This window comes from Nocardioides fonticola (genome assembly GCF_039536805.1).
GTDB lineage: Bacteria > Actinomycetota > Actinomycetes > Propionibacteriales > Nocardioidaceae > Nocardioides > Nocardioides fonticola.
Window position 1 is genome coordinate 33040 of sequence record NZ_BAAAZH010000008.1, and the last position, 25523, is coordinate 58562.

The following is a 25523-nucleotide window of genomic DNA, read 5'->3' on the forward strand; positions in this document are numbered from 1 at the left end:
GCTCAGACCTCCACCTTCACCAGGCGGCTCATCCAGAACACGCCGATGCCCAGCCACAGGCCGGCGAAGGCCAGCATGAACCAGCCCCGGGGGTCGGTGAACAGCGGCTCGACATAGCTGCGCTGGGTGACGACGAGGTAGAGCAGGAACAGGGGCGGCAGCAGGCCGAGCACCCACGCGGAGAGCCGGCCCTCGGCCGACAGGGAGGCCACCTGGCGGCGCATGTACTCGCGCTCGCGCATCGTGGCCGCCACCGTGTCGAGCAGCTCGGCCAGGTTGCCGCCGACCTGGCGCTGGATGCGGATCGCCATGACGACCCACTCGAAGTCCTTGCTGCCGAACCGCTCGGCCACGCCGTCGAGGGCGATCTCGACCGGCACCCCGAGCCGGGTCTCGACCAGCACCCGCCGGAACTCCGAGGCGATGGGGTCCGAGCCCTCCTTGACGATCGTGTCGACGGCCTGCTGGAGGGAGAGACCGGCCGCGAGCGCCCCCGACATCAGTTGCAGGGTGTCGGGCAGCACGGAGTCGAACTTGCGCCGGCGACGCGAGCCGCGGACGACGAGCACCACCCACGGCATGATCGCGCCGAGCAGGATCACGAAGACGCCGAGCACGATGTTGCCGGCGGCCAGCAGCACCCCGATGAGGCCGACCCCGAGGAAGATCCCGACGTGCAGGAGCAGCCACTCGGCCGGCTTGAGCTCGCTGCCGGCGGCGTCGAGGCGCCGTGCGATGCGGCTCTCGAGATCGCGATTGCGGCGCAGCATGGTGGCGGCGGCGTCCTTGGCCTGCGTGAGCGCCTGGTCGGTGTCGATGCGCAGGTGCGGGCGCTCGGCCCCGATGCCGGCGGTGCTCGCGGTGTAGGCGGTGACCCTGTCGGCTGCCGACATCGGCGGCGGCGGACGGGGCACGAGCAGCATGAGGACGCCGACCAGGCCCGCGCCGAGCGCGAGCACGCCCGCGTAGAGCGCCCACGACGGCAGCGACCGGCCGCCGGCGTCGATCGTCGGGACGGCGAGCGGCGCGGAGGTCGCCGCGGCCTTCGCGACGGTGGCGAACGCGTCGGCCTCCAGGGTGCCGGTGGCGGTGGGCAGGGTGACGGCCACGGTGGCCTCGGTGGAGGTCAGGCCCGCGGGCAGCGGGGCGGTCACCAGGATCTGCCGCTGCAGGGCGTCGGCCTCGTCGGCGAAGGCGGCGCGCAGGGCGTCGCTGGTGGCCGGGATGACCGCGCCGTCGCCGGCCTTCGCGAGCTCCTCGAGGTCGGGGTTCGTGGCGGCGCCGGCGGTGTCGAGGCTGATGACGTCGACGAGCGTGTCGGAGCGCCGTACCGCGTCGAGCACCGAGCTGAGCCGGGTGTCGGTGGTGTCGGCGCCGTCGGAGAGCACGAGGAGGTTGCGCTGGCCCTCGGTGCCGGCGACCGTGATCGCGGAGAGGACGCCGTCGTAGAGCCGGGTCTCGCGGCTCAGGGTGAGCGAGTCGAGCACCGACCGCGCCGCCTCGTGGTCGAGGGTGGGCGTCTGGGCGGTCGTGACGTCGCCGGCGAAGCTGACGATGCCGACGTAGACGTCGTCGGGGACGCTGTCGAGGAAGGTCTCGGCGGCCTGCTTCGCGGCGTCGAACCGTGCTCCGCGCATGGAGTTGCTGGTGTCGATCGCGAGCACGGTGGTGCGGCGGACGGCGTCGGAGCCGCTGGCCTGCTGCGCGGTGGCGTCGGCCTCGACCCCGTCGATGGTCATCGCGACCGACGCGAGGTCGACGTCGCTGCCGGCGGGCACCGACACGAGCACGTCGAGACCGCCGTCGACGGTCTGCACGTGGCTGATGGCGGCGCCGGGCGTGGCGTCGTCGGCCGCCTGAGCGGCCACCGGAGCCGCCACCGGCGCGGCCAGGGTCGCGAGCACCGCCGCGGCGCCGGCGAGCCGGGTGAGGACGGCGGGGGAGCGGCGCGGCATCACAACCGGTCCGTGGCGAAGAGCATCGGGTCGACGGTGACGTTGGCGTAGGCCAGCTTCTCCACGCACTTCGGCCGCAGGCCGGTGGGGCGCAGGCGACCCAGGCTGCGACCCTCGCGGTCGAAGCCGAGGGAGTTGTCGAAGACGAAGATGTCCTGGAGCGTGATGACGTCGCCCTCCATGCGCTCCACCTCGGTCACGTGGGTGATGCGGCGCGAGCCGTCCTTGAAGCGGGTCTGGTGCACGATGAGGTCGACGGCGGAGGCCACCTGCTCGCGGATAGCGCGGATCGGCAGGTCCATGCCGGCCATCAGCACCATCGTCTCCATGCGGGAGAGCGTGTCGCGCGGGCCGTTGGAGTGCAGGGTGCAGATCGAGCCGTCGTGACCGGTGTTCATCGCCTGGAGCATGTCGAGCGCGGAGGCGTCGCGGACCTCGCCGACGATGATGCGATCGGGACGCATACGCAGCGAGTTGCGCACCAGGTCGCGGATCGTCACCGCGCCCTTGCCCTCGATGTTGGCCGGGCGCGACTCCAGGCGCACGACGTGCTCCTGCTTGAGTTGCAGCTCCGCGGCGTCCTCGATGGTGACGATGCGCTCGTCGTCGGGGATGAAGGACGACAGCACGTTGAGCGTGGTGGTCTTGCCGGCGCCGGTGCTGCCGGACACGATCACGTTGAGCCGACCGCGCACGCACGCGTCGAGGAACTCCGCGACCTGCGGGGTGAGGCTGCCGAAGCCGATGAGGTCCTCGACGCCGAGCGGGTCGGTGGCGAACTTGCGGATCGTCAGCGCCGACCCGTCGACGGCCAGCGGCGGGACGACGGCGTTGACGCGGCTGCCGTCGGGCAGGCGGGCGTCGACCATGGGCGAGGACTCGTCGATGCGACGGCCGATGCGCGAGACGATCTTGTCGATCGTGCGGCGCAGGTGGCCCTCGTCGGCGAACTGGGCGTCGGCAGGCACCAGACGGCCGCGGCGCTCGAGCCAGATGCTGCGGTGGCCGTTGACCATCACCTCGGAGACGTCGGGGTCGCGCAGGTACGGCTCGATGGGCCCGTAGCCGAGGATGTCGTCGCTGATCTCCTGGGTGACCCGGGCGCGGTCGCTCGTGGAGAGCGGCCGCTCCTGGGAGCCGAGCACGTCGGCGAGCACGCTGCGCACCCGCTGGTCGAGCTCGTTCTGGTCCATGTCGGAGTCGTAGAGGTGCGGGCCCAGCTGCTTGAGCAGCTCGGCGTGCACGTTGCTCTTCAGCTCCTCGATGCGGTCGCCGCTCTGCTGGGCGGCCGCGCGTCGCGAACTCAACGCCGACTCGGTCGGTTGCGCCCGGCGGCGTCCGGCGGTCGTGGTGACCGGCGCTTCGGCGGGCTGCTCGGCGCGCTCGCGGGCCGCGTGCGCGCCCGGGCTGCCGGGGGCGTCGGTGGACGGCGTCGTGCCGGCCGCGGCGGCGTCGGCGGGCTCGGTCTCGCCCGAGGCCGCGCGTGCTGCGGCGAGCCGGTCGGAGAGGGAACTCATCTGGCTACCTCCGGATCCGGAAGCGGGAACGCACCTTGCCGGCCTCGCCGTCGGCGTCGGGGCGCGCGGACGGCGGGGTGGCAGCGTGGGTCGTCACGCCCAGGCTCGGCGTCTCACCCGGCGCCGCGACCGTGTCGCCGCTGATGGTGGCGGCCAGCGCGCAGATGGCGGTGCTCGCCTGGTGGGACGGCCGTTCGGCGACGATCGGGGTGCCGGAGTTGGTGGACGCCGCGATCTCGATCGCCGTCGACACCTGCGCTGCGACCTTCATGCCCAAGATCGCCTCCACCTTCTCCGTGGAGAGCCCCACCGCGTCGTCGGCGCGGTTGAGCAGCAGGTGGCGGTGGCCCTGCGCGATGTCGAGCAGGTCGAGGGTCTCCAGGGCGACCTTGACGTTCTTCAGCGTCGGGACGTCGAGGGTGGCCACGATGACGCACTCGTCGGTCTCGTCCAGCGCGGTCAGCACCTGCTCGTCGAAGGCGGGCGCGGTGTCGACCACGACGTAGTCGAAGCTCTCGCGCAGGGTGCGCAGCACCTTCGAGACCAGCGCCGGCGTCACCCGCTCGCGGACGTCGGGGTGGGCGGGAGCGGCGAGCACCATCAGCGAATCGACGTGCCGGGTCAGCAGCGCGTCGAGCTGGTCGCCGTCGAGGGTGCTCTCCGAGCCGATCGCGTGCTCGATGGAGTGGCTCGGGAAGAGCTGCATGGTGATGGCGACGTCGCCGAAGGCCAGATCGAGGTCGACCAGGCAGACCCGGCGCGCACCGCCCTGGTTGAGCGCGAGGGCGAGGTTGACCGCGATCGTGGTCTTGCCGACGCCGCCCTTGGGCGAGAACACCGTCACGACCGACCCGATCTGGGTCGCCCCGCCCGGGCCGCGCAGAGCCACGAAGAGCTGGTGGGCGCGCGCGACCGCGGCGCCGAGCGCGGCGACGTCCTGGGTCGCCACGACGTCGCGGGCGCCGGCCTTCATCGCGCCGGTGAGCACCTCGGTGTCGAGCTGGTCGCGGACGAGGATCACGCTCACGGTCGGCCGCGAGATGCGCAGCTCCTCGCACAGCGCGGCGGCCTCCGCGAAGGGGAGGTGCGGACCGACCACGACGACGTACTCGTCGTGGTGCTGGCCCAGCCAGGCGCGCACGCGGTCGGCCGACTCCACACCCTGCGTGCCGGTGGGCAGCGCGGTGAGCAGCGCGGTGACCGAGGGGCCCTCGGGATCGACGACGATCGGCATGAGCGGCTACTTGAAGAGGTTGGTGGCGTCGACGCTGACCTGGGAACTCACCTTGACGTCCTTGGTCAGCAGCGCGAACGTGAGCTCGCCGTTGCCCTGCGCGAACAGGATGCGCTGGGCGTCGAGCTGGGAGACGGCGAGGGTGAGCAGGGTGCGCGAGACCGTCTCGGCGGGCTGCTGGGCGGTCTGACCGCTCACCGGCGTGGGCGTGCTCGACCCGACGCCGAGCACAGTGGCCCGGTCGAGGAGCGTGCGGGTGTAGGTGGTGCCGCTCGTGGGGTTCGTGCCGGTGTAGATGACCGCGACCTCGGCGCCGGGGTTGATGAAGCCGGCCACCCGGGCCGGGTCGCTGAGGTTGACCGAGATCGCGAGCTTGCCGGCGGGGATCGGGAGCGCCGAGCTGGCGGCGGCGTCGTCCCCGAGCTTCTGGGGGATGATCTGCTCGCCCTGGTAGATCGTGGTGAGCGCGACGAGGCTGTCGAGCCCGGTGGTGGTCGTGACGGCGCCCGGCAGCACCTGGCCCGCGGCGATCGGCTCGAGGGCCAGCTTGCCGTTGGCGGCGGCCGAGGCGATGGTCTCGCCCTGGTTGATCTGAGCCTTGGCCACCAGCACCTGCGTGGTCGCGAACTTGTCCTCGGCGCGGTTGTCGGCACCGCGCACGTACAGGAACACCAGCACCGTGCCGAGAGCGGCGACCACGGCCGCCGCGATCAGCAGCACTCTGCGTCGATCCAACGCCGTACCTTTCTGCGTCGGCCGACGCGTGGAGCCTCCCAACTCCACATGCCGGCGCCATGAGTCACGCCTGCGGGGCCGGTGCCCCCTCCGCCGACCATGCTAGGGATCGCAGGGGTCGGTCGTGGTCTGTTTCGGTCAAAGTCGCGCCCACCTGAGAGCTTTCCCTAAGGCTTCCTCCCGCACCGATCGCGTGCGTCTGTGACGCGTGAGAACCGGATCCGAAGGTCGAGCACCTGATCGGCGACCGATTCCGCATCAGGCGAGTCGCCGGGCCGGGCAGGTCGTTCGTCCCGACCCCCAGCGACCCTCGGCGACGCCCCCGGACGCGGGAGGGTCAGCGGTAGAGCGCGGCGACCTCGGCGCGCTGCTCGCGCATCACGACCTGGCGCTTGAGCTTCAGGCTCGGCGTGAGCTGGCCGCCCTCCTCGGTCCACTCCTCGGCGAGGATCGCGAAGCGACGGATCGACTCGGCCCGCGAGACCGCCTTGTTGGCCTCCTCGACGCCGGCCTCGATCTCGGCGCGCAGGTCGGGGTCGTCGAGGTGGGCCTCCACGCCGCCGGTCTTGCCGTGCGTGGCCGCCCAGGCCGCGAACGACTCGCGGTCGATGGTCACCAGGGCGCCGATGTAGGGCTCGCCGTCGCCGACCACGATGCACTGGTCGACCAGCGGGTGCGCGCGCAGCCGATCCTCGAGGACGGCGGGGGCCACGTTCTTGCCGCCCGCGGTCACCAGGATCTCCTTCTTGCGCCCGGTGATGCGCACGAAGCCCTCGTCGTCGATCTCGCCGACGTCGCCGGTGTGGAACCAGCCGTCGCCCTCGAGCGCCTCGGCGGTGGCCTCCTCGTTGCCCCAGTAGCCGGCAAAGACCTGGCCGCCGCGGAACAGCAGTTCGCCGTCGTCGGCGATGCGCACCGTCGTCCCGCCGATGGGACGGCCCACGGTGCCGATCTTGAGGGCGTCGGGCAGGTTGACCGTCACGGCGGCCGTGGTCTCGGTGAGGCCGTAGCCCTCGAGGATCGTCAGGCCGATGCCGCGGTAGAAGTGGCCGAGCCGCTCGCCGAGGGGCGCGCCGCCGGAGACGGCGAACGTGCACTCGCCGCCCAGGGCGGCCAGCAGCTTGGCGTAGACGAGGCGGGAGAACACGGCGTGCTGGGCGCGCAGGCGCAGCGGCACCCGCCCGGCGTCCAGGGCCCGGGAGTAGGCGATCGCGACGTCGGCGGCGCGGTCGAAGATCGCGCCGCGGCCGTCGGCCGTCGCCCGCTGGGAGGCGGTGTTGAAGACCTTCTCGAAGACCCGCGGGACGGCGAGGATGAAGGTGGGCTTGAACCCCTGGAGGTCGTCGAGCAGGTTCTTGATGTCGGCGCTGTGACCCAGGCGCACCCGCGACTTCACGCAGCCGATCTGGATGATGCGCGCGAACACGTGCGCCAACGGGAGGAAGAGCAGCGTCGAGGCGCCCTCGGTCTCGAAGAGGCGCTCGAGCTCGTCGACGGCCACGCCCAGCTCGGTCATGAAGTTGCCGTGGGTGAGCATGCAGCCCTTGGGGCGCCCGGTCGTGCCCGAGGTGTAGATGAGGGTCGCGAGGTCCTGAGGCCCGGCCTGGGTGCGGCGCTTCTCCAGATCGTCGTCGGCGATCTCGGCGCCGAGCCGGGTGAGGACGTCGACCGCGCCCTCGCCGATCGACCAGACCTGGCGCAGCTCGGGCAGGTCGGCGCGCACGGCGGTCACCCGCGCGAGGTGGTCGGGGGTCTCGGTGATCACGGCGACGGCGGCGGAGTCGCCGAGGATCCAGGCGATCTGCTCCTGCGAGGAGGTCTCGTAGACCGGCACCGTCACCGCGCCGGCGAACCAGATCGCGTAGTCGAGCAGGGTCCACTCGTAGCGCGTCTTGGAGATCAGGGCCACGCGGTCGCCCGGCTCGACTCCGGCCGCGACCAGCCCCTTGGCGACCCCGCGGACCTCGGCCAGGAACCCGGCCGCGGTGACCTCCTCCCAGCCGCCGCCGGGGGCGGGACGGTTGAAGACGACGGCCTCGGGGGCCTCGGCACCGTTGCGGACGACGTCGTCGGTGAGGTTGCCGATCGTGGGGATCTCGACGGTCGTCGGCGTGGCGAACTCGCGCACTGCTCCTCCTTCGGGCCCGCTCCGACCTCGGTGTGCGGTCGAGGGCCGCCGGTCAGGTTACCGCCGAGGAACATCGACCCTCCCCATCCGGTACGCTGCCCGGGCGATCCGGGTGTCAGCGCCCGCCCCCGCCCGCACTCTCCAGGAGGTCCTGTGGCCGAGCAGACCACGTCGTCGATCGTCGTCGACGCAGCGCCGGCCGCGGTGATGGCCGTCATCGCCGACTTCGCCGCCTACCCCGCCTGGGCCAAGGGCGTCACGGTCGCCGACGTCGTCGCCTCCCACCCCGACGGCCGCGCCGAGAAGGTCTTCTTCTCCCTCGACGTGGCGCCCATCAAGGACGAGTACACCCTGGCCTACGTCTGGGACGGCGACCGCGGCGTCACCTGGACCCTCGCCGAGGGCAAGATGCTGCGGGCGCTCGACGGCGCGTACCTGCTGCGCGACCGGGGCGACGGCACCACGGAGGTCACCTACCGGCTCGCCCTCGACGTCAGCATCCCGCTCATCGGCATGCTCAAGCGCAAGGGCGAGAAGATCCTCATCGACACCGCGCTCAAGGGCTTGAAGAAGCGCGTCGAGTCCCTCGCCTGAGCGGCCGCGTGCGCATCCTCCTCTTCACCGGCAAGGGCGGCGTCGGCAAGTCGACGATCGCCTCGGGTACCGCCGCCCTCGCGGCGTCCACCGGGCGGCGCACGCTGGTGCTGAGCACCGACGCCGCGCACTCCCTCGCCGACGCCTTCGGCACTCCGGTCGGTGCCGAGCCGACCGAGGTCGCGCCGTCCCTGTTCGTGCAGCAGGTCGACGCGCAGCTGCGCTTCCAGCAGTCGTGGGCCGAGATCCAGGGCTACCTGCTCTCCGTGCTCGACGTCGCCGGCGTCGACCCGGTGGCGGCCGAGGAGCTCACCGTGCTGCCGGGCGCCGAGGAGGTGCTGGCGCTGCTCGAGCTGCGTCAGCAGGTGCTCTCCGGGCGCTGGGACACCATCGTGGTCGACTGCGCGCCGACCGCCGAGACCCTGCGGCTGCTGGCGCTGCCCGAGGCGCTGGGTTGGTACATGCAGCGGGTCTTCCCGGCCGAGCGCCGCATCATCAAGGCCCTCAAGCCCGTGCTGACGCGCACCATGGGCGTGCCGATGCCGGGTGACTCCGTCTTCGATGCGGTCGAACGACTGCACGCCGAGCTCGCCGAGGTGCAGGCGCTGCTGTCGGGCCCGCAGGCCAGCGTGCGGCTCGTGCTGACCCCCGAGCAGGTGGTGGTCGCCGAGGCGCGCCGCAGCCACACGACCCTCTCGCTGTTCGGCTACCGGGTCGACGGCGTCGTGGCGAACCGGGTCTTCCCGGCCGAGGGGGCCGACGACTGGCGTGCCGGCTGGGTCGTGGCGCAGGACGCCGTCCTGGCCGAGGTCGAGGAGTCCTTCGCCGGCCTGCCGGTGTGGCGATCGGTCTACCGCAGCGGCGAGCCGGTGGGCGTCGAGGCGCTGCGCGACGTCGCCGCCGCGGTCTACGCCGAGGGTCCCGACCCGTGGGCGCCGCCGGTGGGCGAGGGCCCCTTCCGCGTCGAGCGCGCCGCGGACGACGCCGGCGCGGTGCTCGTGCTCGACCTCCCCGGCGCGCAGCGCAGCGACGTCGACCTCGCCCGGCACGCCGACGAGCTCGTCGTCACGGTCGGCTCCTATCGACGGCTGCTCGCCCTGCCAGCGGGCCTCGCGCGGCTGCGGGTGGCGGGTGCCCGGGTGCAGGACGGCGCCCTGCGGGTGCGGTTCGTCGAGCAGCCCGAGCCCGCTCCGACGCCGACGGGGGGCGCGCGATGAGCACCGAGCCGCCGCAGGGCGAGGAGCCCGACAGCCCTGGGGGGCCCGAGGGTCCTGGTGATCCCGAGGGTCCTGGCGGGCCCGGTCGACCCGACGATGTCGGCTCGGTCGCCGAGGAGGCCGCCAAGCTGTTCGGTGCGCTCGCCGGCTGGGCCAGCGACCAGGGCACCGACTGGACCCACGGCCTCGCCGGGGTCGCCGGCGCGGCCACCGAGCACGTGCACGGCTTGGCGCGGCAGTTCGACGAGGGCATCGCGACCGGCGCGCCCGAGTGCCGCTACTGCCCGATCTGCCGCACCGTGCACCTCGTCCGCGAGCTCAGCCCGGAGGTGCGCGACCACCTGACCAGCGCGGCGAGTTCGCTCCTGCAGGCCGCGACGGGCATCCTGGCGGCGGTCGCCGAGCAGTCCGGGGCCGGCGACGGCGCCGGTGCTCCCCGGTCGGCCGGGGTCGAGCGCATCGACCTCGACGAGCCCGAGGCCGACCCAGGCGCCGACCCGGGCGCCGATCCCGCCACCGACGGACCACCGTCCCCCTGATCCGAGGAGCACCACCGTGACGCTCACCTGTGGAGTCGACATCGGCGGCACGAAGATCCTCGGCGGCGTCGTCGACGAGGACGGCGGCATCGTCGAGGAGCTGCGGGTCGAATCGCCGGCCACCGACGTGGAGGCGATCGAGAAGGCCGTCACCGGTCTGGTGAAGGAGCTCGGGAGCCGCCACGAGATCGCCTCGGTCGGCATCGGTGCCGCCGGCTACGTCGACAAGGCCCGGGCCCGGGTGATGTTCGCGCCCAACATCGCCTGGCGCGACGTCGACCTCAAGGCCGAGCTCGAGCAGAGCACCGGCCTGTCGGTGGTCGTCGAGAACGACGCCAACGTCGCCGCCTGGGGCGAGTTCCGCTTCGGCGCCGGCCACGACGTCGACGATCTGCTGCTGGTCACCGTCGGCACCGGTGTCGGCGGCGGCGTGGTGCTCGACGGCGAGCTGTTCCGCGGCGCCTTCGGCGTCGGCGCCGAGATCGGCCATCTGCGGGTGGTGCCCGGCGGCCTGCTCTGCGGGTGCGGCAACTACGGCTGCCTCGAGCAGTACGGCAGCGGGTCCGCGCTGGTGCGCGAGGCCCGCCGGGCGGCGTCCGGCGGTTCGCTGCTCGCCCGCCACCTCCTCGACCGTGCCGGCGGCGACGCCGCCGCGATCACCGGCCCGATGATCACCGAGCTCGCGCGCGCCGGCGATCCGTTCTGCATCGAGCAGCTGCGCGACCTCGGACGCTGGCTGGGCGAGGGCATCGCCTCGCTCGCCGCCGTCCTCGACCCGGCGGTCGTCGTCCTCGGCGGCGGCGTCAGCGAGGCCGGCGACCTGCTGCTCGACCCCGTGCGCGACAGCTTCGGCGCCAACCTCACCGGCCGCGGCCACCGCCCGCTCGCCCAGGTGCGGCGCGCGCGGCTGGGCAACCGGGCGGGCCTCATCGGCGCCGCCGACCTCGCCCGCCGATGAGCGGACGTCCGATGGGCCGCGCCTCGGCCCGGGCGACCGAGCCGGTGGTGCTCGGGGTCGACGTCGGCGGCACGAAGGTGCTGGCCGCCGAGGTCGACACCGCGGGCCGGGTGCTGGCCACCGCAGCCCGCTCGACCCCCGGACGCCGCGTCGAGGTCGGCCTGCTCGAGGCCGCGCTGACCGAGGCGGTGCTCGAGGTCGCCGACGGTCGCCCGATCGCGGCGGTGGGGTTGGCGGCCGCCGGGTTCGTCGACCGCGAGGGCGAGCGCGTGATGTTCGCCCCGCACCTGCCGTGGCGCGGGGAGGCCGTGCGCGACCGCCTCGCCGAGCGCTGGGGCACGACCGTGGTGCTCGACAACGACGCCAACTGCGCCGCCCACGCCGAGATCGCCCACGGCGAGGCCGGTGGCGACGCGCTGGTCATCACCCTCGGCACCGGCATCGGCGGCGCCGTCGTCATCGGCGGGCGGGTGCACCGCGGCCGCAACGGCATGGCGGGGGAGTTCGGGCACATGCAGGTCGTGCCCGACGGCCTGCCGTGCGAGTGCGGCAACCGGGGCTGCTGGGAGCAGTACTCCAGCGGCAATGCGCTCACCCGCTTCGCCCGCGAGCGGATCGGTCACGAGCGCACCTCGTTGGAGCGCATGTGCGGGGGCATCCCCGAGCGCCTCGTCGGCCCGATGGTCACCGACGCCGCACGTGACGGCGACGCCGTCGCGCTCCAGGCCTTCGCCTCGGTGGGCGACTGGCTCGGTGTCGGCATCGCCAACCTGGTGGCGGCCTTCGACCCCGAGGTCGTCGTCGTCGGCGGCGGCGTCTCGGCCGCCGACGCGCTGCTGCTCGACCCGGCCCGCGCCGCCCTCACCCGGGCTCTGGTCGGCGCCTCGCACCGCCGGGTGCCCCCGGTGCGTCGCGCGCGCTTCGGGCCGGAGGCGGGCGTCGTCGGCGGAGCGGTGCTGGCTCGACGCGCGATCGTGGGCTGAGTCAGCTCTCGACTCAGCCCTGCATCACGTAGGCGTCGAGCTGGTCGCGCTCGAACTGGAGCTGGTCGATCTTGGCCTTCACCAGGTCGCCGATGCTGACGATGCCGACGACCGCGCCGTCGGCGACGACCGGCAGGTGCCGGATGCGCCGCTGCGTCATCACCGCCAGGACGGCGTCCAGGTCGTCGTCGGGGGAGCAGGAGGCCACCTCCGCGGCCGGCGTCATGATCGCGCCGACGGTGTTGTTGACCACCGTGCCGTCGTGGTGGAGATGGCGGACGACGTCGCGCTCGCTGACGATGCCCTCGATGGCGACGCCGTCGGAGCTGACGACCACGGCGCCGATGTTGTGCTCGGCCAGTCGGGCCAGCAGATCGCGCACCCCGCTGGCCGCGTCGATCGTGTGCACACCGGCGGCCTTGCCGCGCAGGATGTCGGAGACGTTCATCGTGGGACCTCCTCGCAGGGGATCCCGACGCTAGCCCGGTGGTGACCCGGGTCACAAGGGCCGGGCGTCACGCACCCGGCGTCCTTCACTCCCGCGAGCGGTGGGCCCGCAGGTCCGAGACGGTGCCGGGCCCGGTGCGCGGCTGGTCGGGATCCCAGCTGTCGGGGTCGTCGGGGTCGTCGGGCAGCGCACCGAGGAAGGACAGTGCGGCCTCGTGCAGGTGGCCGTTGGAGGCCACCGCGTTGCCGCCGAAGGGGCCGTCGGTGCCGGCGAGGGAGGTGAAGCGGCCGCCTGCCTCGCGCACGATGATGTCGAGGGCGGCCATGTCGTAGACCTCCAGCTCCGGTTCGGCCGCCAGGTCGACCGCCCCTTCGGCCACCAGCATGTAGGACCAGAAGTCGCCGTAGGCGCGGGTGCGCCAGCAGCGGCGCATGAGCGCGATCATGTCCTCGAGCCGTCCGCGCTCGTCCCAGCCGTCGAGGGAGGCGTAGGACAGCGAGGCGTCCTCCAACCGGCGGACGTCGGAGACCTGGCAGCGGGTGGCCTTGAGCAGCGACCGGCCGGTCCAGGCGCCGCCGCCGGCCGAGGCCCACCAGCGGCGCTGGAGTGCGGGGGCGGAGACGACCCCGACCACGATCTCCTCGTCGACGGCCAGCGCGATGAGGGTGGCCCAGACGGGCACCCCGCGCACGAAGTTCTTCGTGCCGTCGATCGGATCGACGATCCAGCGGCGCTGGCCCTGCCCGGTGCTGCCCTGCTCCTCGCCGGTGATGGCGTCGCGCGAGCGGACCCGGCCCAGGGTGCGGCGGATCGCCTCCTCGACGGCCTGGTCGGCGTCGGTCACCGGCGTCAGGTCGGGCTTGCTCATGACGTGCAGGTCGAGCGCCTTGAAGCGCGCCATGGTCAGGGAGTCGGCGTCGTCCGCGAGCACGTGGGCCAGGCGGAGGTCGTCGGTGTAGTCGGGGGTGGCGCTCACGCCTGGTAACCCTAGTGGTCGCCCCTCATCGGAGGATCAGCCCGCTCGCGCCCGGCGGCGCCAGTGCTCCGGCCCGGTGCGCCGGCCCCGTGCGCCGGCCCCGTGCTGCGGGCTAGTACTCCGGTCCGCTGCGTGCGGCGAGCAGCCGCCGGAAGGAGGCGACGCGATCGGGGTCGGCCTGGCCGGCGGCCACCGCGTCGTCGAGGGCGCACTCGGGCTCCTCCTCGCCGTGGGTGCAGCCGCGGGGGCACTCCTCGGTCATCTCGTCGAGGTCGGGGAACGCCTCGATGAGGTTCTCGGGCCGCACGTGGGCCAGGCCGAAGGAGCGGATGCCGGGGGTGTCGATGATCGAGCCGCCGTCCGGCAGCGCGAGCAGGTAGGCCGAGGTGGAGGTGTGCCGGCCGCGGCCGGTCACGGCGTTGACGTGCCCGACCTCGCGACGCGCATCGGGCACGAGCGCGTTGACGAGGGTCGACTTGCCCACACCGCTGTGCCCGACGAGCACGCTGGTGCGCCCCGCCAGCCGCTCGCGCACCTCGGCCAGGTCGCCCCCGCGCCGGGTGACGACCCACGGGACGCCGAGGGAGCGGTACGTCGCGAGCAGCGTCTCGGGGTCGGCGAGGTCGCTCTTCGTCAGGCACAGCAGCGGCGACATGCCGGCGTCGTAGGCCGCCACCAGAGCCCGGTCGATCAGACGCGGGCGAGGTTCGGGATCGGCCAGCGCGGTGACGACGACCAGCTGGTCGGCGTTGGCGACGATCACCCGCTCGACCGGATCGTCGTCGTCGGCGGTGCGCCGCAGCACGGTGCTGCGGTCGGTGACCTCGACGATGCGCGCCAGCGTGCCGTCCTCGCCCGAGACGTCGCCCACGACCCGCACGCGGTCGCCCACGACGACCCCCTTGCGGCCCAGCGGCCGGGCCTTCATCGCCATGATCTGCGTGGGCGCGTCGGCCTCGCGGGGGACGGCAGGGTCGGCAGGATCGGCGTCGAGGATCAGGGTGAACCGGCCCCGGTCGACGGTCACGACGACGGCGTCGACGGCGTCGTCGTAGGTCGGCCGGTCCTTGGTGCGCGGGCGGGTGCGCCGGCGGGGTCGCTCGTAGTGCTCGTGGTCGTGCTCGGAGTACCGCCCCGCCCCTCGGCCCGCCACGCGCCGCGCCTCAGTCGCCGCTCGGGAACAGGCCGGACCAGAACCCCGCGAAGTCGGGGAAGGTCTTCGACGTCGTGGCGATGTTCTCGACCTCGACCGTCTCATCGGCCCCGAGCGCGGCCCCGACGATCACGCCGGCATGGGCCATGCGGTGGTCGCCGTAGGTGTGGAACACCCCGCCGTGCAGGGACGCCGGGGCGAAGCTCAGCCCGTCGGGATGCTCGGTGACCGCGGCGCCGAGCCCGCCCAACTCGGCGGCGAGCGCCGCGAGCCGGTCGGTCTCGTGGTGGCGGATGTGGCCGACCCCGCGCAGGTGCGAGGGGCTGGCCGCCACCGCGCACAGGGCGGCGACCGCGGGCGTGAGCTCGCCGACGTCGTGCAGGTCGATGTCGATGCCCTCCAGCTGCTCGGGGCCGGTGACGGTGAGACCCTCGGCGTCGAGGACGACGACGCACCCCATGCGCTGGAGGATGTCGCGCAGTGCGTCGCCCGCCTGGGTCGTCTCGGCGGGCCAGTCGCGCACCCGCACCGTGCCGCCGCTGACGGCAGCGAGCGCGAGGAACGGTGCGGCGTTGGAGAGGTCGGGCTCGATCACGTGGTCGACGGCCCGCACGGTGCCCGGGGCGACCGCCCACCGGTTCGCGTCGGCGTCGTCGACCTCGACGCCGTGCTCGCGCAGCATCGCCACCGTCATGTCGATGTGGGGGAGCGAGGGCACCGGCTTGCCGACGTGGCGCACGTCGACGCCCTGCTCGTAGCGCGCGCCGGCCAGGAGCAGCGCGGAGATGAACTGGGAGGACGCCGAGGCGTCGAGGGTGACCGTGCCGCCGCGCAGCGCGCCGGTGCCGCACACGGTGAACGGCAGGGCACCGCGGCCGTCGTCCGCGATCACGGCCCCGAGGCCCCGCAGGGCGCCGAGCACCTCGCCGATGGGCCGGGTGCGCATGTGCGGGTCGCCGTCGAAGGAGACCGAGCCCGAGGAGAGAGCCGCCACCGGCGGGACGAACCGCATCACGGTGCCGGCGAGGCCGCAGTCGACCTGCGCGTCGCGGGTGAACGGGCCCGGCGTGACCGCCCAGTCGGTGCCGGAAGTGTCGACGGTGGACCCCAATGCGCTGAGGGCGCCGGCCATGAGCAGCGTGTCGCGCGAGCGCAGGGCGCGCACCACCGTGGACGGGCCGTCGGCGATCGAGGCGAGCAGGAGCGCGCGGTTGGTCAGCGACTTCGACCCCGGCAGCGAGACGACGACCTCGACGGGCGCGAGCGCATGCGGTGCGGGCCAGAGGTCGAGGGTCACCGGCGCAGCCTATCGAGACGGCGCCGGTGCCCCCGGGTCCGGTGGGGGTCGGGTGAGCGTCCGGTGGGGGCGCTCAGCCGAGGTTGGCCTTCACGATCCGCGCCTCCTGACGCGCGACCCGGCGCAGGTGCCGCGCCTCGCGACGCGCGTCCTTGCCGGCCCGGCGCGCCCGCCAGGCCACGCCCGGGCGGCCGTCGGTGTCGCCGGCCGCGATGAGCAGGCCGCCCAGCAGGCTCGCGTCGACGGCTGCACCGCGCAGGTCGCTGCGGCGCTGCTCGCCGGTGTGCGACCAGAACGGGTGCGTGGTCAGGCTCGCGGGCACCAGCGTGACCGCCAGGACGCCGGCCGCGAGCCGCGGTGCGCGTCCGGTGGCCAGGGCGAGGGACGCCGCCAGCTGCACCCCGGCGGTCAGCTTCACCAGCGTCTCGGGGTCGTCGGGCAGCGGCACGGCCCGGCGGGCGAGCGGGACGACGCGGTCGGCGACGGGCGCGGCCTGCGGGGCCAGGTCGCGGGCCGAGCGCAGGGCCTCGACCGCTCCGACGGCGAAGGTGGTGGCGAGCAGGGGGCGGGCGAGCCGGCGGCTGAGGGACATGGCGTCAACCTAGGTCGGGGCTCCTGGTCGGCCCACGCATGAACGGGTGAGGGAGCGGGCCGGTTGCGTCATCGCTGATCGGTCACAGCGTCGGGCGGCCGGTCAGCGGCGCAGCAGCAGGCGCACCAGGTCGGGGCGCGAGCGGGGCGCGGTCGCGCGCACCAGCAGCCGGGTCACCCGGCCGGGGAAGGGGACGACGGCGAAGGTGAGGCGGGTCGGCGTCCGGGTGATCCGGCAGCTCGCCCGACCGATGCCGACGTAGCCGCAGCCGCGGGCGAGGGTGAAGGTGGCGATCGGGCGGTCGGCGGCCACCGTCAGCAGGGCGCTCGATCCGCGTGCCAGGCCGGACACGCTGACGGTGACGCGGTAGAGGAAGCCGAAGGCCGCGCGGGTGCGGGTGGCGCGCACCCGCAGCGAGCTGCGCTGGGCGCTGACACCGCTGCGCACCGGGCCGGCCTCCACGACCGGGGCCGGCTGCGGTGCGCGGCGCAGGGTCGGCGCCTCGAGCACGCGGGCGCGGCGCGGACCGTTCCACGGCAGCGCGGTGGGTGCGGTGGCCGACGGCGTCGACGGCGCGGGCGCCACCCGGGTGATCGGTGCGGGATCGTCGCGGTGCTGCTCGACGACCACGAGTCCGCCGCCGATCGCGACCGTCACGGCCGTGCCGGCGGCCGCGGCCGCCGCGGTGTGCTCGGTGACGAACGCCCGCACCCGGTCCACCAGTGCCGCCCAGAGGGCGGGCAGGCCCGCGCCGGCGGTGATCGCGCTGCCCCCGGCGAGGTAGGCGGCGGCCCCCGCACCGAGGACGGCGGGTCCGAGGAGTCCGGCAAGGGAGGTGTTGAGCTCGCGCAGTTCCAGCATCAGGGCCGTGCAGGGCCGGCACTCCTCGAGATGCTCCTCGACCGCGCGTCCGTCGCGCCGCGACGTCCCGCCGCGCACGTAGGCGCTCAGCAGGGCCCGGGCACGGCTGCACCGCTCGTCCTCGCCGGTGCCCAGGTGGCGGGAGAGGTAGGCCTGCCGCAGCCCCTCGCGGGCGCGGTAGGCGAGCGCGGAGACCGAGGCCGGCGACATGCCGAGCAGCCGGGCGACCTCGGAGGCCCGCTCCCGCTCGATCTCGGTGTGCCAGAGCACGAGCTGCCAGCGTTCGGGCAGCGACCCGAACGCCTCGGCCGCCGCGGCATGGTCGAAGGAGAGCACCGCGGTGTCCTCGAACGGGACGCCGGAGTCGAGCGCCTCGAGGTCGTCGGTCGGCCGGACCCGGGAGAGGCCGCGACGACGCTGGGCGTGCTCGTGGCGCAGGGTGGTCAGCAGGTACGCGCGGAAGGCGCACTCCGGTCCGCCGCCACGCTGGAGGATGCCCAGCACCTGCGCGAACGCGTCGGCGACGAGGTCGTCGGGATCCACGCCGTCGGAGGAGAGCGAGCGGGCCAGGCGGCGGGCGGCCTCCACGTGGCGTTCGTAGAGGACGCCGAAGGCGTCGGTGTCGCCGGCGCGCACGGCCGCGAGCAGGTCGGCATCCGAGGCGGTCTCCGCCTCGAGGCTCCCGACCGGACCCACCGGCTCCTGCACCCCCGTCCCCATGGGAGGAATCCAACCCGCGCCGCCGAGGGTGCGTCGACGAATCGCCGAAGAGCGGACACCGGTCCGTACCGGTCGGGCCCATCGTCCGGGACGCTCGTGGCCGGTGTCCCCACCTCGTCCGCCCGGGTGGGCACGGGTGGGCACGGGTGTCGGCGGCGCGTCCTGGTGGCGTGTGCACGAAGTCTTTGGACGGTTGGCGCCGCCATGGCACGCACCTCGCAGCGTTGGCATCGCTCGCGTTACGCCCGGTAGCCCTTCGCGACGCCGCCTTGCGATGCACGCACCCTGACGACGCGAACCATCCAGGAACTTCATACACACGCCACTACGCTTCGCGGCATGTGCGGTCGCTACGCCTCCTCCCGTCGTCCCGAGGATCTCCTCGAGGAGTTCGAGGTGGCCGAGTCGCTGGTCGCCGCACCGCTCGCGCCCGACTACAACGTGGCCCCCACCAAGGAGGTCTACGCCGTGCTCGAGCGGCCGCCGTCGCCCGAGCACGGGGTCGAGGAGCCGCGCCGCCAGCTGCGGGTGCTGACCTGGGGGCTGGTGCCGTCGTGGGCGAAGGACCCCTCGATCGGCAGCCGCATGATCAACGCCCGCAGCGAGACCGTCGCCGAGAAGCCCGCGTTCCGCCGCGCCTTCGCCGCCCGGCGCTGCCTGCTGCCGGCCGACGGCTACTTCGAGTGGTACGCCACGAGCGCGCTGACGAAGGCCGGCAAGCCGGTCAAGCAGCCCTTCTTCATCCGCCCCCGCGACGGCGGCGTGCTGGCGATGGCGGGGCTCTACGAGATCTGGCGCGACCCGACCCGCGCCGACGACGACCCCGCCCGGTTCCGCTGGACCTGCACCGTGCTCACCACCGAGGCCGAGGACTCCCTCGGCCACATCCACGACCGCATGCCGCTGATGGTCACCCCCGAGGCCCGCGAGCGGTGGCTCGACCCGCGGGTCTCCGGTGCCGAGCTGCTCGACCTGCTCGCGCCCGCGGCGCCGGGCGTGCTCGAGGCCTTCCCGGTCTCCACCGCGGTCAACAGCGTGCGCAACAACGGGCCCGAGCTGCTCGCCCCGCTGCCGCTGGAGGGCGTCCCCGACGACGTGCGGGCCGAGGTCGTGCGGTGACGCGCCCGCCGACCGCGGAGATCGAGGTCGAGACCCCGGTCGGGCCCGGTCGCCTCCACCTCGATCGACCGACCGGCCCACGAGCGCCGTCCGCCGTCCTCCTGGTGAGCCACGGCGCGGGCAACGGCGTCGACACCCGCGACCTCGAGGCCCTCGCCGCGGCACTGCCCGCCCGCGGCGTCGTCGTGGCCCGCTTCGAGCAGCCGTGGCGGGTGGCCGGTCGTCCGGTCGCCGCGCCACCGGCCACCCTCGACGTCGGCTTCACCGCAGCTGCGGCCCGCGTCGGTGCGCTGCTGCCGGGTGTGCGCCTCGTCGTCGGCGGACGCTCGGCCGGGGCGCGTTCGGCCTGCCGCACGGCGTCCGCGCTCGGGGCCGCCGCCTGCGTGGCGCTGGCCTTCCCGCTGCACCCGCCCGGGAAGCCCGAGAGCTCGCGGCTGCCCGAACTGCTCGGCTCGGGCGTGCCGACCCTGGTCGTGCAGGGCGAGCGCGACCCCTTCGGCCGTCCCGAGGAGTTCCCCGACCTGCCCGCCGGCCACCGGCTGGTGACCGTGCCCGGCGCCGATCACGGCCTCAAGGTGGGCGCCCGCGCCGTCCCCGACCAGGACGCCGTCCTCGAGCTCGTGGCGACGGCCGTCGGCGAGTTCGTCGGGTCGATCTGAGGCGGTCGCGACGTCGTCGGGAATCCCCGGCGGCCGCCGGGGGTTGTGCCTGGCGTGATGGCACTGCTGGAGAGGACCGAGAGCGGAAGCGCGCTGCGCCCCGCCGCGGGCCCGTCGGGCCCGTCCGCGACGTCCCCCTCGACGAAGGAGGCCGTAGGCTTGACCACGATGACCGACCACGCCACCGACCTCGACCCGGCCGACCTCCTGATCGACCCGGACGCCGAGGTGCGCGTCGACGAGGCTGAGACCGAGGAGGAGAGGTCGCTGCGCTTCGAGCGCGACGCCCTGCCCTACCTCGACCAGCTCTACTCGGCCGCGATGCGGATGACCCGCAACCCCGCCGATGCCGAGGACCTCGTGCAGGAGACGTTCGCCAAGGCGTTCTCCTCCTTCCACCAGTTCAAGCCGGGTACCAACCTCAAGGCCTGGCTGTACCGCATCCTCACCAACACCTTCATCAACAACTACCGCAAGAAGCAGCGGCAGCCGCAGCAGTCGATGTCCGAGGACGTCGAGGACTGGCAGCTGGCCCGCGCCGAGTCGCACACCTCGACCGGACTGAAGTCCGCCGAGACCGAGGCGCTCGAGCACCTGCCCGACTCCCAGGTCAAGGACGCCCTGCAGCGCCTGCCCGAGGAGTTCCGGCTGGCGGTCTACCTCGCCGACGTCGAGGGCTTCGCCTACAAGGAGATCGCCGAGATCATGGAGACCCCGATCGGCACGGTCATGTCGCGGTTGCACCGCGGCCGCCGTCAGCTGCGCGACCTCCTCTCCGACTACGCCCGGGCCAACGACCTCATCCCGGCGAGCACCGACAAGGAGGCCGACGCGTGACCACGCACGAGCACGACCACGCCGGGGCCACGGCGCCCTCCGACTGCGCCGACTACCTCGACCAGATCGTCTACTTCATCGACAACGAGCTCGACGAGGCCGACTGCGCGGCCGTCCAGCTGCACCTCGACTCCTGCAACCCCTGCCTGGCGAAGTACGACCTCCAGCGCACGGTGAAGCAGATCGTCGCCCGCTCGTGCAGCGAGCCGGCGCCCGACGAGCTGCGCCAGCGCGTGCTGCTGCGCATCCGCGAGGTCCAGGTCCGCATCCGCGAGTCCTGACCCGCCTCACCTCTCCCGTCGGGCCGCCGATGGGGAGGGGGTGAGCGCACGTCGTCCCGATCTCGATGCCCTCCGGGGTCTCGCGGTCCTGCTCGTGGTGCTCGACCACCTGCGCCTGCCCCATCTGAGCAGCCCGGGAACGATCGGCGTCACGGTCTTCTTCGTGCTCTCGGGGTGGCTGATCACCCGGCTGCTGCTGGCCGAGCACGACGCCGCCGGCCGCATCGACCTGCGCGCCTTCTGGGGACGCCGTGCGCGACGGCTGCTGCCTGCGCTGGTGGTGTTCCTGGCGGCGATGTCGGTGGCCGGGCTGCTGACCCGCGATCCGCTGGTCGCCCGGCCGGCGACCGTGCTCGGCGCGCTGGTGTTCGTCAACAACTGGCCCGCGGCGACCGGCATCAACCTCGGCGGCCTGCACCACACCTGGTCCCTGGCGGTCGAGGAGCAGTTCTACCTGGCCTGGCCGCTGCTGGTGGCCGCCGGTTTGGCGGCCGCGCGCGGACGACGCCGGGTGGTCGTGGTCGCCGGGGTGCTGCTGGCGCTCTCCCTCGCCCAGACCGTGCATCTGGCCCTCGACGACGCCGCGCCCCGCCGCATCTACGCGGGCACCGACACCCGGGCCAGTGCGCTGCTCGCCGGCTGCCTGCTGGCGCTGCTCGGTGTCGAGCGTGTCGCGGCACGGTGGCGACGCCCCCTCGCCGTGGTGACGGCACTCGCCGCGCTGGCGTGCGTGGGGTCGGCGTTCGTCGACCGGTACAGCGTCGTCGCGCTCGTGGCGGCGCCGTGGATCGCGGTCACGGCCACGCTCGGCGCGATCCTCGCCCGGCCGTGCCGCCGCTCGGTCGTCCTGGAGCACGTCGGACGCCGCTCCTACGCGCTCTACCTGTGGCACCACCCGCTGCTGGTGCTCGTGCTGCCGCGGGTGCACGGCTCGGCGCACTGGCCGGTCGCGGTGGCGCTGGTGGCCGCCTCGTTCGTGCTCGCGGAACTGTCCTGGCGGCTCGTCGAGGCGCCGTTCCTACAGGGGCGCGGACGGCCCGGGAATGCGCGAACCCCCGACCAGGAGGTCGGGGGTCCGAGCGGACGCCGGGGGATCCCGGCGGGCGCCTGAGCTCAGGCGTTGGGGCGCTTGCCGTGGTTCGCGCCCTTCTTCTTGCGAGCGCGACGCTTGCGGCCGGTCTTGCCCATGGTGGTCTCCTCCGTGTTCGATGTCGGCGCCTGCCGGACGGCGCGGGTACGACCGAACCGGCGGAAGGCCGAGGGTCAGTCTCCCAGACCGGCGTGCAGGTCGGAAATCGCGTCCGCCGTCGTCGGCCGCAGCACGTGCTCGAAGGCCCACAGGGCGATGCCGGGCATCGGGCTGTGGTCGCGCTCGGGCACCCGCGCGAACCCGGTGGCCGCGTAGAGGCGGTGGGCCGTGGTCATCGTCGGCAGGCTGGAGATCACCACCGAGCGGGCACCGTCGGCGCGGAAGCGCGCGAGGGCGTGGTGCACGAGAGCACGCCCGGCGCCCCCGCCCTGCGCGCCCGGGTCGACGGCGAGCATGCGGAACTCACCCTCGTCGGAGGCCGCGACCTCCCGCCAGCTCGAGCCCGGCGGGCACAGCGTCACCGAGCCGAGCAGCGCACCGGCGGCATCGAGGGCCACCCAGACCTCCGCCTCCCGGTCGCGGCGACCGGTGTCGCGCAACCGGTCGAGGTAGGGGTCCTCGGGGCCGGCGGTGAAGTCGGCGTAGGCCGCCACCGTGATGGCGCCGACGGCGGCGTGCTCGGCCTCGCGGACCCGGCGGACGACGAGCCCGCCGACGTCGGGCCCGGTCGTCGTCCCGTCGATCGGGGCGGTCATCGGGGGGTGGCGAGGTACTGCGGGTTCGTGGCGCGCAGGCTCTCGACGAGGAGCAGCACGAGGTCGGCGCGGTTCTCGGGCGGTCGGGGGCCGAGCGCCACCTGGAGGTGCAGGGCGCGCAGGAAGGCCTGGGCGTTGCCGCCGACCAGGAAGGGGTCGCGGCCGTCGTAGGAGCCGCGGGCGCCGGCCGTGGCCGCGATGCGGTTGATCCACGGCTCGACCACGGTCATCGGCACGGTGCCGCGGCGCAGGATGTGCACCGTCGCCGCGGCGAGCCGGTCGGGCTCGCCGTTGGCGAACAACTGCTCCACCGGCAGCACCAACCGGTCGGCGATGACGTCGAGCAGCACGGTGAGCTCGGCCTTGCCCAGGTGCGGCGACTGCGCGAGGGTGCCGAGCGCGTCGGCGCCGTGCGCCACGGCGTGTGCCCACCCCTTCTCGGGCACGAACCCGCGGACGTCGCGCTCGCGCAGCAGCCAGGTGGCGAGGCGGTCGCCCCACTCCAGCACCTTGCCGCCGGGCACGAGGGGGCGCTCGTTGTCGCGGGCGATGCACTCGCCGAGGATCAGCGCGGAGAAGCTGCGCCGGAACACGGTGTCGGTGCCCTGTTCGCCCAGACCGGCGGCCAGGCCCGCGGCCATGCCGTCGCCGAGGCCGATCAGGAGGTCGTCGTAGACGCCGCGGTCGACCCAGGTGGCCAGGGTCGGATAGGCGAGGCCGTCGCGCATCTCGGGGTCGGTGGCGCCGAGCATGACGGTGAGCTCGGCGGTGAGGTCGTCGAGGGGGCGGTCGCCCGGGACGGCCAGGCCCGATGCGTGCACCTGCCGCCAATACGCCCCGGACATGCGGACCATCCTGCCAAATGACCCGGAGCCGTGGCACCCGGGATCCCGTCCACCGGTCCGCTGCCTCGGAGGTGGTCCGGGCGCGGAGCGGCGAGATGCCGACACCGCCGCGTGCGGACGGCCGTAGGCTCCTCGCGTGCCGTCGCTACCCGAGCTCGCGAGGAGCCATACCGACCTCGACGACGCCGACATCGCCTGGCTCCAACTGCTCATGGCCGACTGGCAGATCCTGGCCGACCTCTCCTTCGCCGACCTCGTGCTGTGGGTCCCCGATCGCGAGGACAACGGCTTCTGGGCTGCCGGGCAGATGCGCCCCACGACCGGCCCGACCGCGTTCGTCGACGACGTCGTGGGCACCTTCATGCCGCGCGGACGCCGTCCGCTGCTCGACGAGGCCTACCGCCTGGGCCGGCTCGTGCGCGAGGGCGACCCCGAGTGGCGCGAGGACGTGCCGGTGCGGGTGGAGACGATCCCCGTGCGCCGTGCCGACCGCGTCATCGCGGTGCTGGCCCGCAACACCAACCTGCTCGGCGTCCGCACGCCCAGCCGCCTGGAGCTGGCCTACCTGCAGACGGCCGCCGACCTGACCCAGATGATCAGCGCCGGGCACTTCCCCGGTGCCGGGCAGCGCAGCGACCACGCCGACACCCCGCGCGTGGGAGACGGGTTCCTGCGCGTGGACGCCTCGGGCCGGGTCGCCTACGCCAGTCCCAACGCGCTCTCGGTGTTCCGGCGGCTCGGCCAGAACGGCGACCTCACCGGCCTGCTGCTGCCCGACGTCACCCGCGACCTGGTGCCGGCGCGTCGGCGTCCCGACGAGGAGACGCTCAGCGCGGTGATGGGCGGGCGCGCCCATCGTGACCTCGAGCTGGCCGGGGACGACGTCTCCCTCATCGCCCGCGCGATCCCGTTGCGTCCCCAGGGGGAGCACATCGGCGCGCTGGTGCTGGTCCGCGACGTCACCGAGCTGCGCCGCCGCGACCGGGAGCTCATCACCAAGGACGCCACGATCCGCGAGATCCACCACCGCGTGAAGAACAACCTCCAGACCGTCGCGGCGCTGCTGCGGCTCCAGGCGCGTCGGATCAGCGCCCCGGAGGCCAAGTCGGCGCTCGAGGAGGCCGTGCGGCGCGTCGGCTCCATCGCGATCGTCCACGAGACCCTGAGCCAGGCGGGGGAGGAGAGCGTCGACTTCGACGAGATCGCCGACCGGCTCACGCACATGGTCACCGAGGTCAGCGCCGTCGGCTCCCGCATCCGGGTGCAGCGCGAGGGGAGCTTCGGCCCACTGCCCTCCGAGACCGCCACCGCGCTGGCGATGGTGCTCACCGAGGTCATGCAGAACGCCGTCGAGCACGGGTACGGCGAGGAGCCGGACATGCCCGTCGAGGGACTGGTCGGCACCATCACGGTCGAGGTCGCCCGCACGGCGGGACGGCTGCTGCTCAGCATCGACGACGACGGCGCCGGGCTGCCCGAGGGCTTCGACCTCGAGGAGTCCACCAACCTCGGACTCTCGATCGTGCGCACGCTGGTGGAGTCCGAGCTGGGCGGTCGGCTGTCCTTGGGCGGGCGGCCCGACGGACGCGGAACGCGGGTCGCCCTCGATCTGCCGATCGAGGTGCGCCCGCGTCGGTAGGGCTGTGCCAGCCCTGTGCTCGTGCTGCCGGTACCACCTGTGCTGCCGGTGCTGCCGGGAAACCGGCTGCGGGCCGCGTCAGGCGGTGCGGACGCGCGCCCGGGCGTTGCGGCGCTTCAGAGCGCGCCGCTCGTCCTCGCTGAGACCGCCCCAGACGCCGTGGTCCTGACCCGCCTCCAGTGCCCACTGCAGGCACTGCTCGCGCACCTCGCACCGACGGCACACCTGCTTGGCCTCCTCGATCTGGAGGATGGCCGGACCGGTGTTGCCGATCGGGAAGAACAGCTCCGGGTCCTCATCGAGGCACGCGGAGCGGTGGCGCCAATCCATGGCGGAGAACCCTCTTTCCACAGCGTGTCGTGCAGACCAGGGAACGACAAGGTCTGCGGAT

Annotated in this window: 26 protein-coding genes; 11 read left to right on the forward strand and 15 right to left on the reverse strand. The window is 73.8% G+C overall.

Going from position 1 to position 25523, the window contains the following annotated elements; translation table 11 throughout:
• Positions 1 to 2 precede the first annotated feature (2 nt).
• From ABD671_RS04390 to ABD671_RS04410, 5 genes are all read right to left on the reverse strand, one after another.
• Positions 3 to 1955 (reverse strand): type II secretion system F family protein, encoded by a 1953-nt coding sequence (locus ABD671_RS04390; RefSeq protein WP_344732021.1) that lies wholly within the window; start codon positions 1953 to 1955, stop codon positions 3 to 5.
• Positions 1955 to 3472, reverse strand: coding sequence for an ATPase, T2SS/T4P/T4SS family (locus tag ABD671_RS04395; protein ID WP_344732022.1), 1518 nt, complete (start codon positions 3470 to 3472; stop codon positions 1955 to 1957). Before ABD671_RS04395 ends, ABD671_RS04390 begins: the two co-directional genes overlap by 1 nt.
• Positions 3473 to 3476: 4 nt before the next feature.
• A complete protein-coding gene (locus ABD671_RS04400) occupies positions 3477 to 4706 on the reverse strand; it encodes a CpaE/TadZ family protein (RefSeq protein WP_344732023.1) in 1230 nt (409 codons plus the stop codon).
• A gap of 6 nt (positions 4707 to 4712) precedes the next feature.
• The gene (gene cpaB, locus ABD671_RS04405) at positions 4713 to 5441 is read right to left on the reverse strand and encodes a Flp pilus assembly protein CpaB (protein ID WP_344732024.1); all 729 of its coding nucleotides are present in this window, start codon (positions 5439 to 5441) and stop codon (positions 4713 to 4715) included.
• A 337-nt stretch (positions 5442 to 5778) separates the two neighbouring features.
• Entirely contained in the window at positions 5779 to 7569 is a 1791-nt protein-coding gene (locus tag ABD671_RS04410) for an AMP-dependent synthetase/ligase (protein WP_344732025.1), read from the reverse strand.
• Between the two features lie 153 nt (positions 7570 to 7722).
• On the opposite strand from ABD671_RS04410, the gene ABD671_RS04415 reads away from it, so the two are divergent.
• The 5 genes from ABD671_RS04415 to ABD671_RS04435 are packed head-to-tail and all read left to right on the forward strand — an operon-like array spanning position 7723 to position 11860.
• Positions 7723 to 8163, forward strand: coding sequence for an SRPBCC family protein (locus ABD671_RS04415; protein ID WP_344732026.1), 441 nt, complete (start codon positions 7723 to 7725; stop codon positions 8161 to 8163).
• An 8-nt stretch (positions 8164 to 8171) separates the two neighbouring features.
• Positions 8172 to 9380, forward strand: coding sequence for an ArsA family ATPase (locus ABD671_RS04420; protein ID WP_344732027.1), 1209 nt, complete (start codon positions 8172 to 8174; stop codon positions 9378 to 9380).
• Positions 9377 to 9919, forward strand: a complete 543-nt coding sequence (locus tag ABD671_RS04425; protein ID WP_344732028.1) for a hypothetical protein — start codon at positions 9377 to 9379, stop codon at positions 9917 to 9919. Before ABD671_RS04420 ends, ABD671_RS04425 begins: the two co-directional genes overlap by 4 nt.
• A 16-nt stretch (positions 9920 to 9935) precedes the next feature.
• Positions 9936 to 10877: an ROK family glucokinase gene (locus tag ABD671_RS04430; protein ID WP_344732029.1), complete on the forward strand. Its 942-nt coding sequence runs from the start codon at positions 9936 to 9938 to the stop codon at positions 10875 to 10877.
• Positions 10874 to 11860 (forward strand): ROK family protein, encoded by a 987-nt coding sequence (locus ABD671_RS04435; protein ID WP_344732030.1) that lies wholly within the window; start codon positions 10874 to 10876, stop codon positions 11858 to 11860. Before ABD671_RS04430 ends, ABD671_RS04435 begins: the two co-directional genes overlap by 4 nt.
• Positions 11861 to 11873: 13 nt before the next feature.
• Here the strand turns inward: ABD671_RS04435 and ABD671_RS04440 are convergent, their stop codons facing one another.
• The 6 genes from ABD671_RS04440 to ABD671_RS04465 form a co-directional block, all read right to left on the reverse strand.
• A complete protein-coding gene (locus ABD671_RS04440) occupies positions 11874 to 12308 on the reverse strand; it encodes a CBS domain-containing protein (protein ID WP_344732032.1) in 435 nt (144 codons plus the stop codon).
• 85 nt (positions 12309 to 12393) lie between these two features.
• The gene (hisN, locus tag ABD671_RS04445; protein ID WP_344732033.1) at positions 12394 to 13284 is read right to left on the reverse strand and encodes a histidinol-phosphatase; all 891 of its coding nucleotides are present in this window, start codon (positions 13282 to 13284) and stop codon (positions 12394 to 12396) included.
• Positions 13285 to 13396: 112 nt separating this feature from the next.
• Positions 13397 to 14437: a ribosome small subunit-dependent GTPase A gene (rsgA, locus tag ABD671_RS04450; RefSeq protein ID WP_344732034.1), complete on the reverse strand. Its 1041-nt coding sequence runs from the start codon at positions 14435 to 14437 to the stop codon at positions 13397 to 13399.
• 10 nt (positions 14438 to 14447) lie between these two features.
• Positions 14448 to 15734, reverse strand: a complete 1287-nt coding sequence (gene aroA / locus ABD671_RS04455; RefSeq protein ID WP_344732035.1) for a 3-phosphoshikimate 1-carboxyvinyltransferase — start codon at positions 15732 to 15734, stop codon at positions 14448 to 14450.
• Between the two features lie 73 nt (positions 15735 to 15807).
• The gene (locus ABD671_RS04460) at positions 15808 to 16326 is read right to left on the reverse strand and encodes a DoxX family protein (protein WP_344732036.1); all 519 of its coding nucleotides are present in this window, start codon (positions 16324 to 16326) and stop codon (positions 15808 to 15810) included.
• A gap of 102 nt (positions 16327 to 16428) precedes the next feature.
• Positions 16429 to 17907, reverse strand: a complete 1479-nt coding sequence (locus ABD671_RS04465) for a sigma-70 family RNA polymerase sigma factor (protein WP_344732037.1) — start codon at positions 17905 to 17907, stop codon at positions 16429 to 16431.
• Between the two features lie 339 nt (positions 17908 to 18246).
• Between ABD671_RS04465 and ABD671_RS04470 the strand changes: the two genes are divergently transcribed.
• From ABD671_RS04470 to ABD671_RS04490, 5 genes are all read left to right on the forward strand, one after another.
• The gene (locus ABD671_RS04470) at positions 18247 to 19026 is read left to right on the forward strand and encodes an SOS response-associated peptidase (RefSeq protein ID WP_344732038.1); all 780 of its coding nucleotides are present in this window, start codon (positions 18247 to 18249) and stop codon (positions 19024 to 19026) included.
• Positions 19023 to 19685, forward strand: a complete 663-nt coding sequence (locus ABD671_RS04475) for an alpha/beta hydrolase family protein (protein WP_344732039.1) — start codon at positions 19023 to 19025, stop codon at positions 19683 to 19685. The genes ABD671_RS04470 and ABD671_RS04475 overlap by 4 nt, the downstream gene beginning before the upstream one ends.
• A gap of 168 nt (positions 19686 to 19853) precedes the next feature.
• Positions 19854 to 20522, forward strand: a complete 669-nt coding sequence (locus ABD671_RS04480) for a sigma-70 family RNA polymerase sigma factor (RefSeq protein ID WP_344732041.1) — start codon at positions 19854 to 19856, stop codon at positions 20520 to 20522.
• Positions 20519 to 20803 carry a mycothiol system anti-sigma-R factor gene (rsrA, locus tag ABD671_RS04485; protein ID WP_344732042.1) on the forward strand — a complete coding sequence of 95 codons (285 nt, stop codon included), beginning with the start codon at positions 20519 to 20521 and terminating at the stop codon, positions 20801 to 20803. The genes ABD671_RS04480 and rsrA overlap by 4 nt, the downstream gene beginning before the upstream one ends.
• A 40-nt stretch (positions 20804 to 20843) precedes the next feature.
• Entirely contained in the window at positions 20844 to 21914 is a 1071-nt protein-coding gene (locus ABD671_RS04490; protein WP_344732043.1) for an acyltransferase family protein, read from the forward strand.
• A gap of 2 nt (positions 21915 to 21916) precedes the next feature.
• Here the strand turns inward: ABD671_RS04490 and ABD671_RS22310 are convergent, their stop codons facing one another.
• From ABD671_RS22310 to ABD671_RS04500, 3 genes are all read right to left on the reverse strand, one after another.
• Positions 21917 to 21991: a 50S ribosomal protein bL37 gene (locus tag ABD671_RS22310; protein ID WP_369759046.1), complete on the reverse strand. Its 75-nt coding sequence runs from the start codon at positions 21989 to 21991 to the stop codon at positions 21917 to 21919.
• Positions 21992 to 22066: 75 nt separating this feature from the next.
• Positions 22067 to 22648, reverse strand: a complete 582-nt coding sequence (locus ABD671_RS04495) for a GNAT family N-acetyltransferase (RefSeq protein WP_344732044.1) — start codon at positions 22646 to 22648, stop codon at positions 22067 to 22069.
• Positions 22645 to 23493 (reverse strand): DUF2785 domain-containing protein, encoded by an 849-nt coding sequence (locus ABD671_RS04500; RefSeq protein ID WP_344732045.1) that lies wholly within the window; start codon positions 23491 to 23493, stop codon positions 22645 to 22647. Before ABD671_RS04500 ends, ABD671_RS04495 begins: the two co-directional genes overlap by 4 nt.
• 136 nt (positions 23494 to 23629) lie before the next feature.
• Between ABD671_RS04500 and ABD671_RS04505 the strand changes: the two genes are divergently transcribed.
• Positions 23630 to 25132 (forward strand): sensor histidine kinase, encoded by a 1503-nt coding sequence (locus ABD671_RS04505; protein WP_344732046.1) that lies wholly within the window; start codon positions 23630 to 23632, stop codon positions 25130 to 25132.
• Between the two features lie 78 nt (positions 25133 to 25210).
• Here the strand turns inward: ABD671_RS04505 and ABD671_RS04510 are convergent, their stop codons facing one another.
• Positions 25211 to 25462 carry a WhiB family transcriptional regulator gene (locus ABD671_RS04510; RefSeq protein WP_298518300.1) on the reverse strand — a complete coding sequence of 84 codons (252 nt, stop codon included), beginning with the start codon at positions 25460 to 25462 and terminating at the stop codon, positions 25211 to 25213.
• Positions 25463 to 25523 lie beyond the last annotated feature (61 nt).

Bases quoted from the DNA above. Each gene is read 5' to 3' on its own strand.
- ABD671_RS04390 (WP_344732021.1), bottom strand. From the start codon at position 1,955: ATGCCGCGCCGCTCCCCCGCCGTCCTCACCCGGCTCGCCGGCGCCGCG.
- ABD671_RS04440 (WP_344732032.1), bottom strand. From the start codon at position 12,308: ATGAACGTCTCCGACATCCTGCGCGGCAAGGCCGCCGGTGTGCACACG.
- ABD671_RS04400 (WP_344732023.1), bottom strand. From the start codon at position 4,706: ATGCCGATCGTCGTCGATCCCGAGGGCCCCTCGGTCACCGCGCTGCTC.
- ABD671_RS04435 (WP_344732030.1), top strand. From the start codon at position 10,874: ATGAGCGGACGTCCGATGGGCCGCGCCTCGGCCCGGGCGACCGAGCCG.
- ABD671_RS04465 (WP_344732037.1), bottom strand. From the start codon at position 17,907: ATGGGGACGGGGGTGCAGGAGCCGGTGGGTCCGGTCGGGAGCCTCGAG.
- ABD671_RS04500 (WP_344732045.1), bottom strand. From the start codon at position 23,493: ATGTCCGGGGCGTATTGGCGGCAGGTGCACGCATCGGGCCTGGCCGTC.
- ABD671_RS04470 (WP_344732038.1), top strand. From the start codon at position 18,247: ATGTGCGGTCGCTACGCCTCCTCCCGTCGTCCCGAGGATCTCCTCGAG.
- ABD671_RS04395 (WP_344732022.1), bottom strand. From the start codon at position 3,472: ATGAGTTCCCTCTCCGACCGGCTCGCCGCAGCACGCGCGGCCTCGGGC.
- ABD671_RS04425 (WP_344732028.1), top strand. From the start codon at position 9,377: ATGAGCACCGAGCCGCCGCAGGGCGAGGAGCCCGACAGCCCTGGGGGG.
- ABD671_RS04460 (WP_344732036.1), bottom strand. From the start codon at position 16,326: ATGTCCCTCAGCCGCCGGCTCGCCCGCCCCCTGCTCGCCACCACCTTC.
- ABD671_RS04510 (WP_298518300.1), bottom strand. From the start codon at position 25,462: ATGGATTGGCGCCACCGCTCCGCGTGCCTCGATGAGGACCCGGAGCTG.
- ABD671_RS04495 (WP_344732044.1), bottom strand. From the start codon at position 22,648: ATGACCGCCCCGATCGACGGGACGACGACCGGGCCCGACGTCGGCGGG.
- ABD671_RS04480 (WP_344732041.1), top strand. From the start codon at position 19,854: ATGACCGACCACGCCACCGACCTCGACCCGGCCGACCTCCTGATCGAC.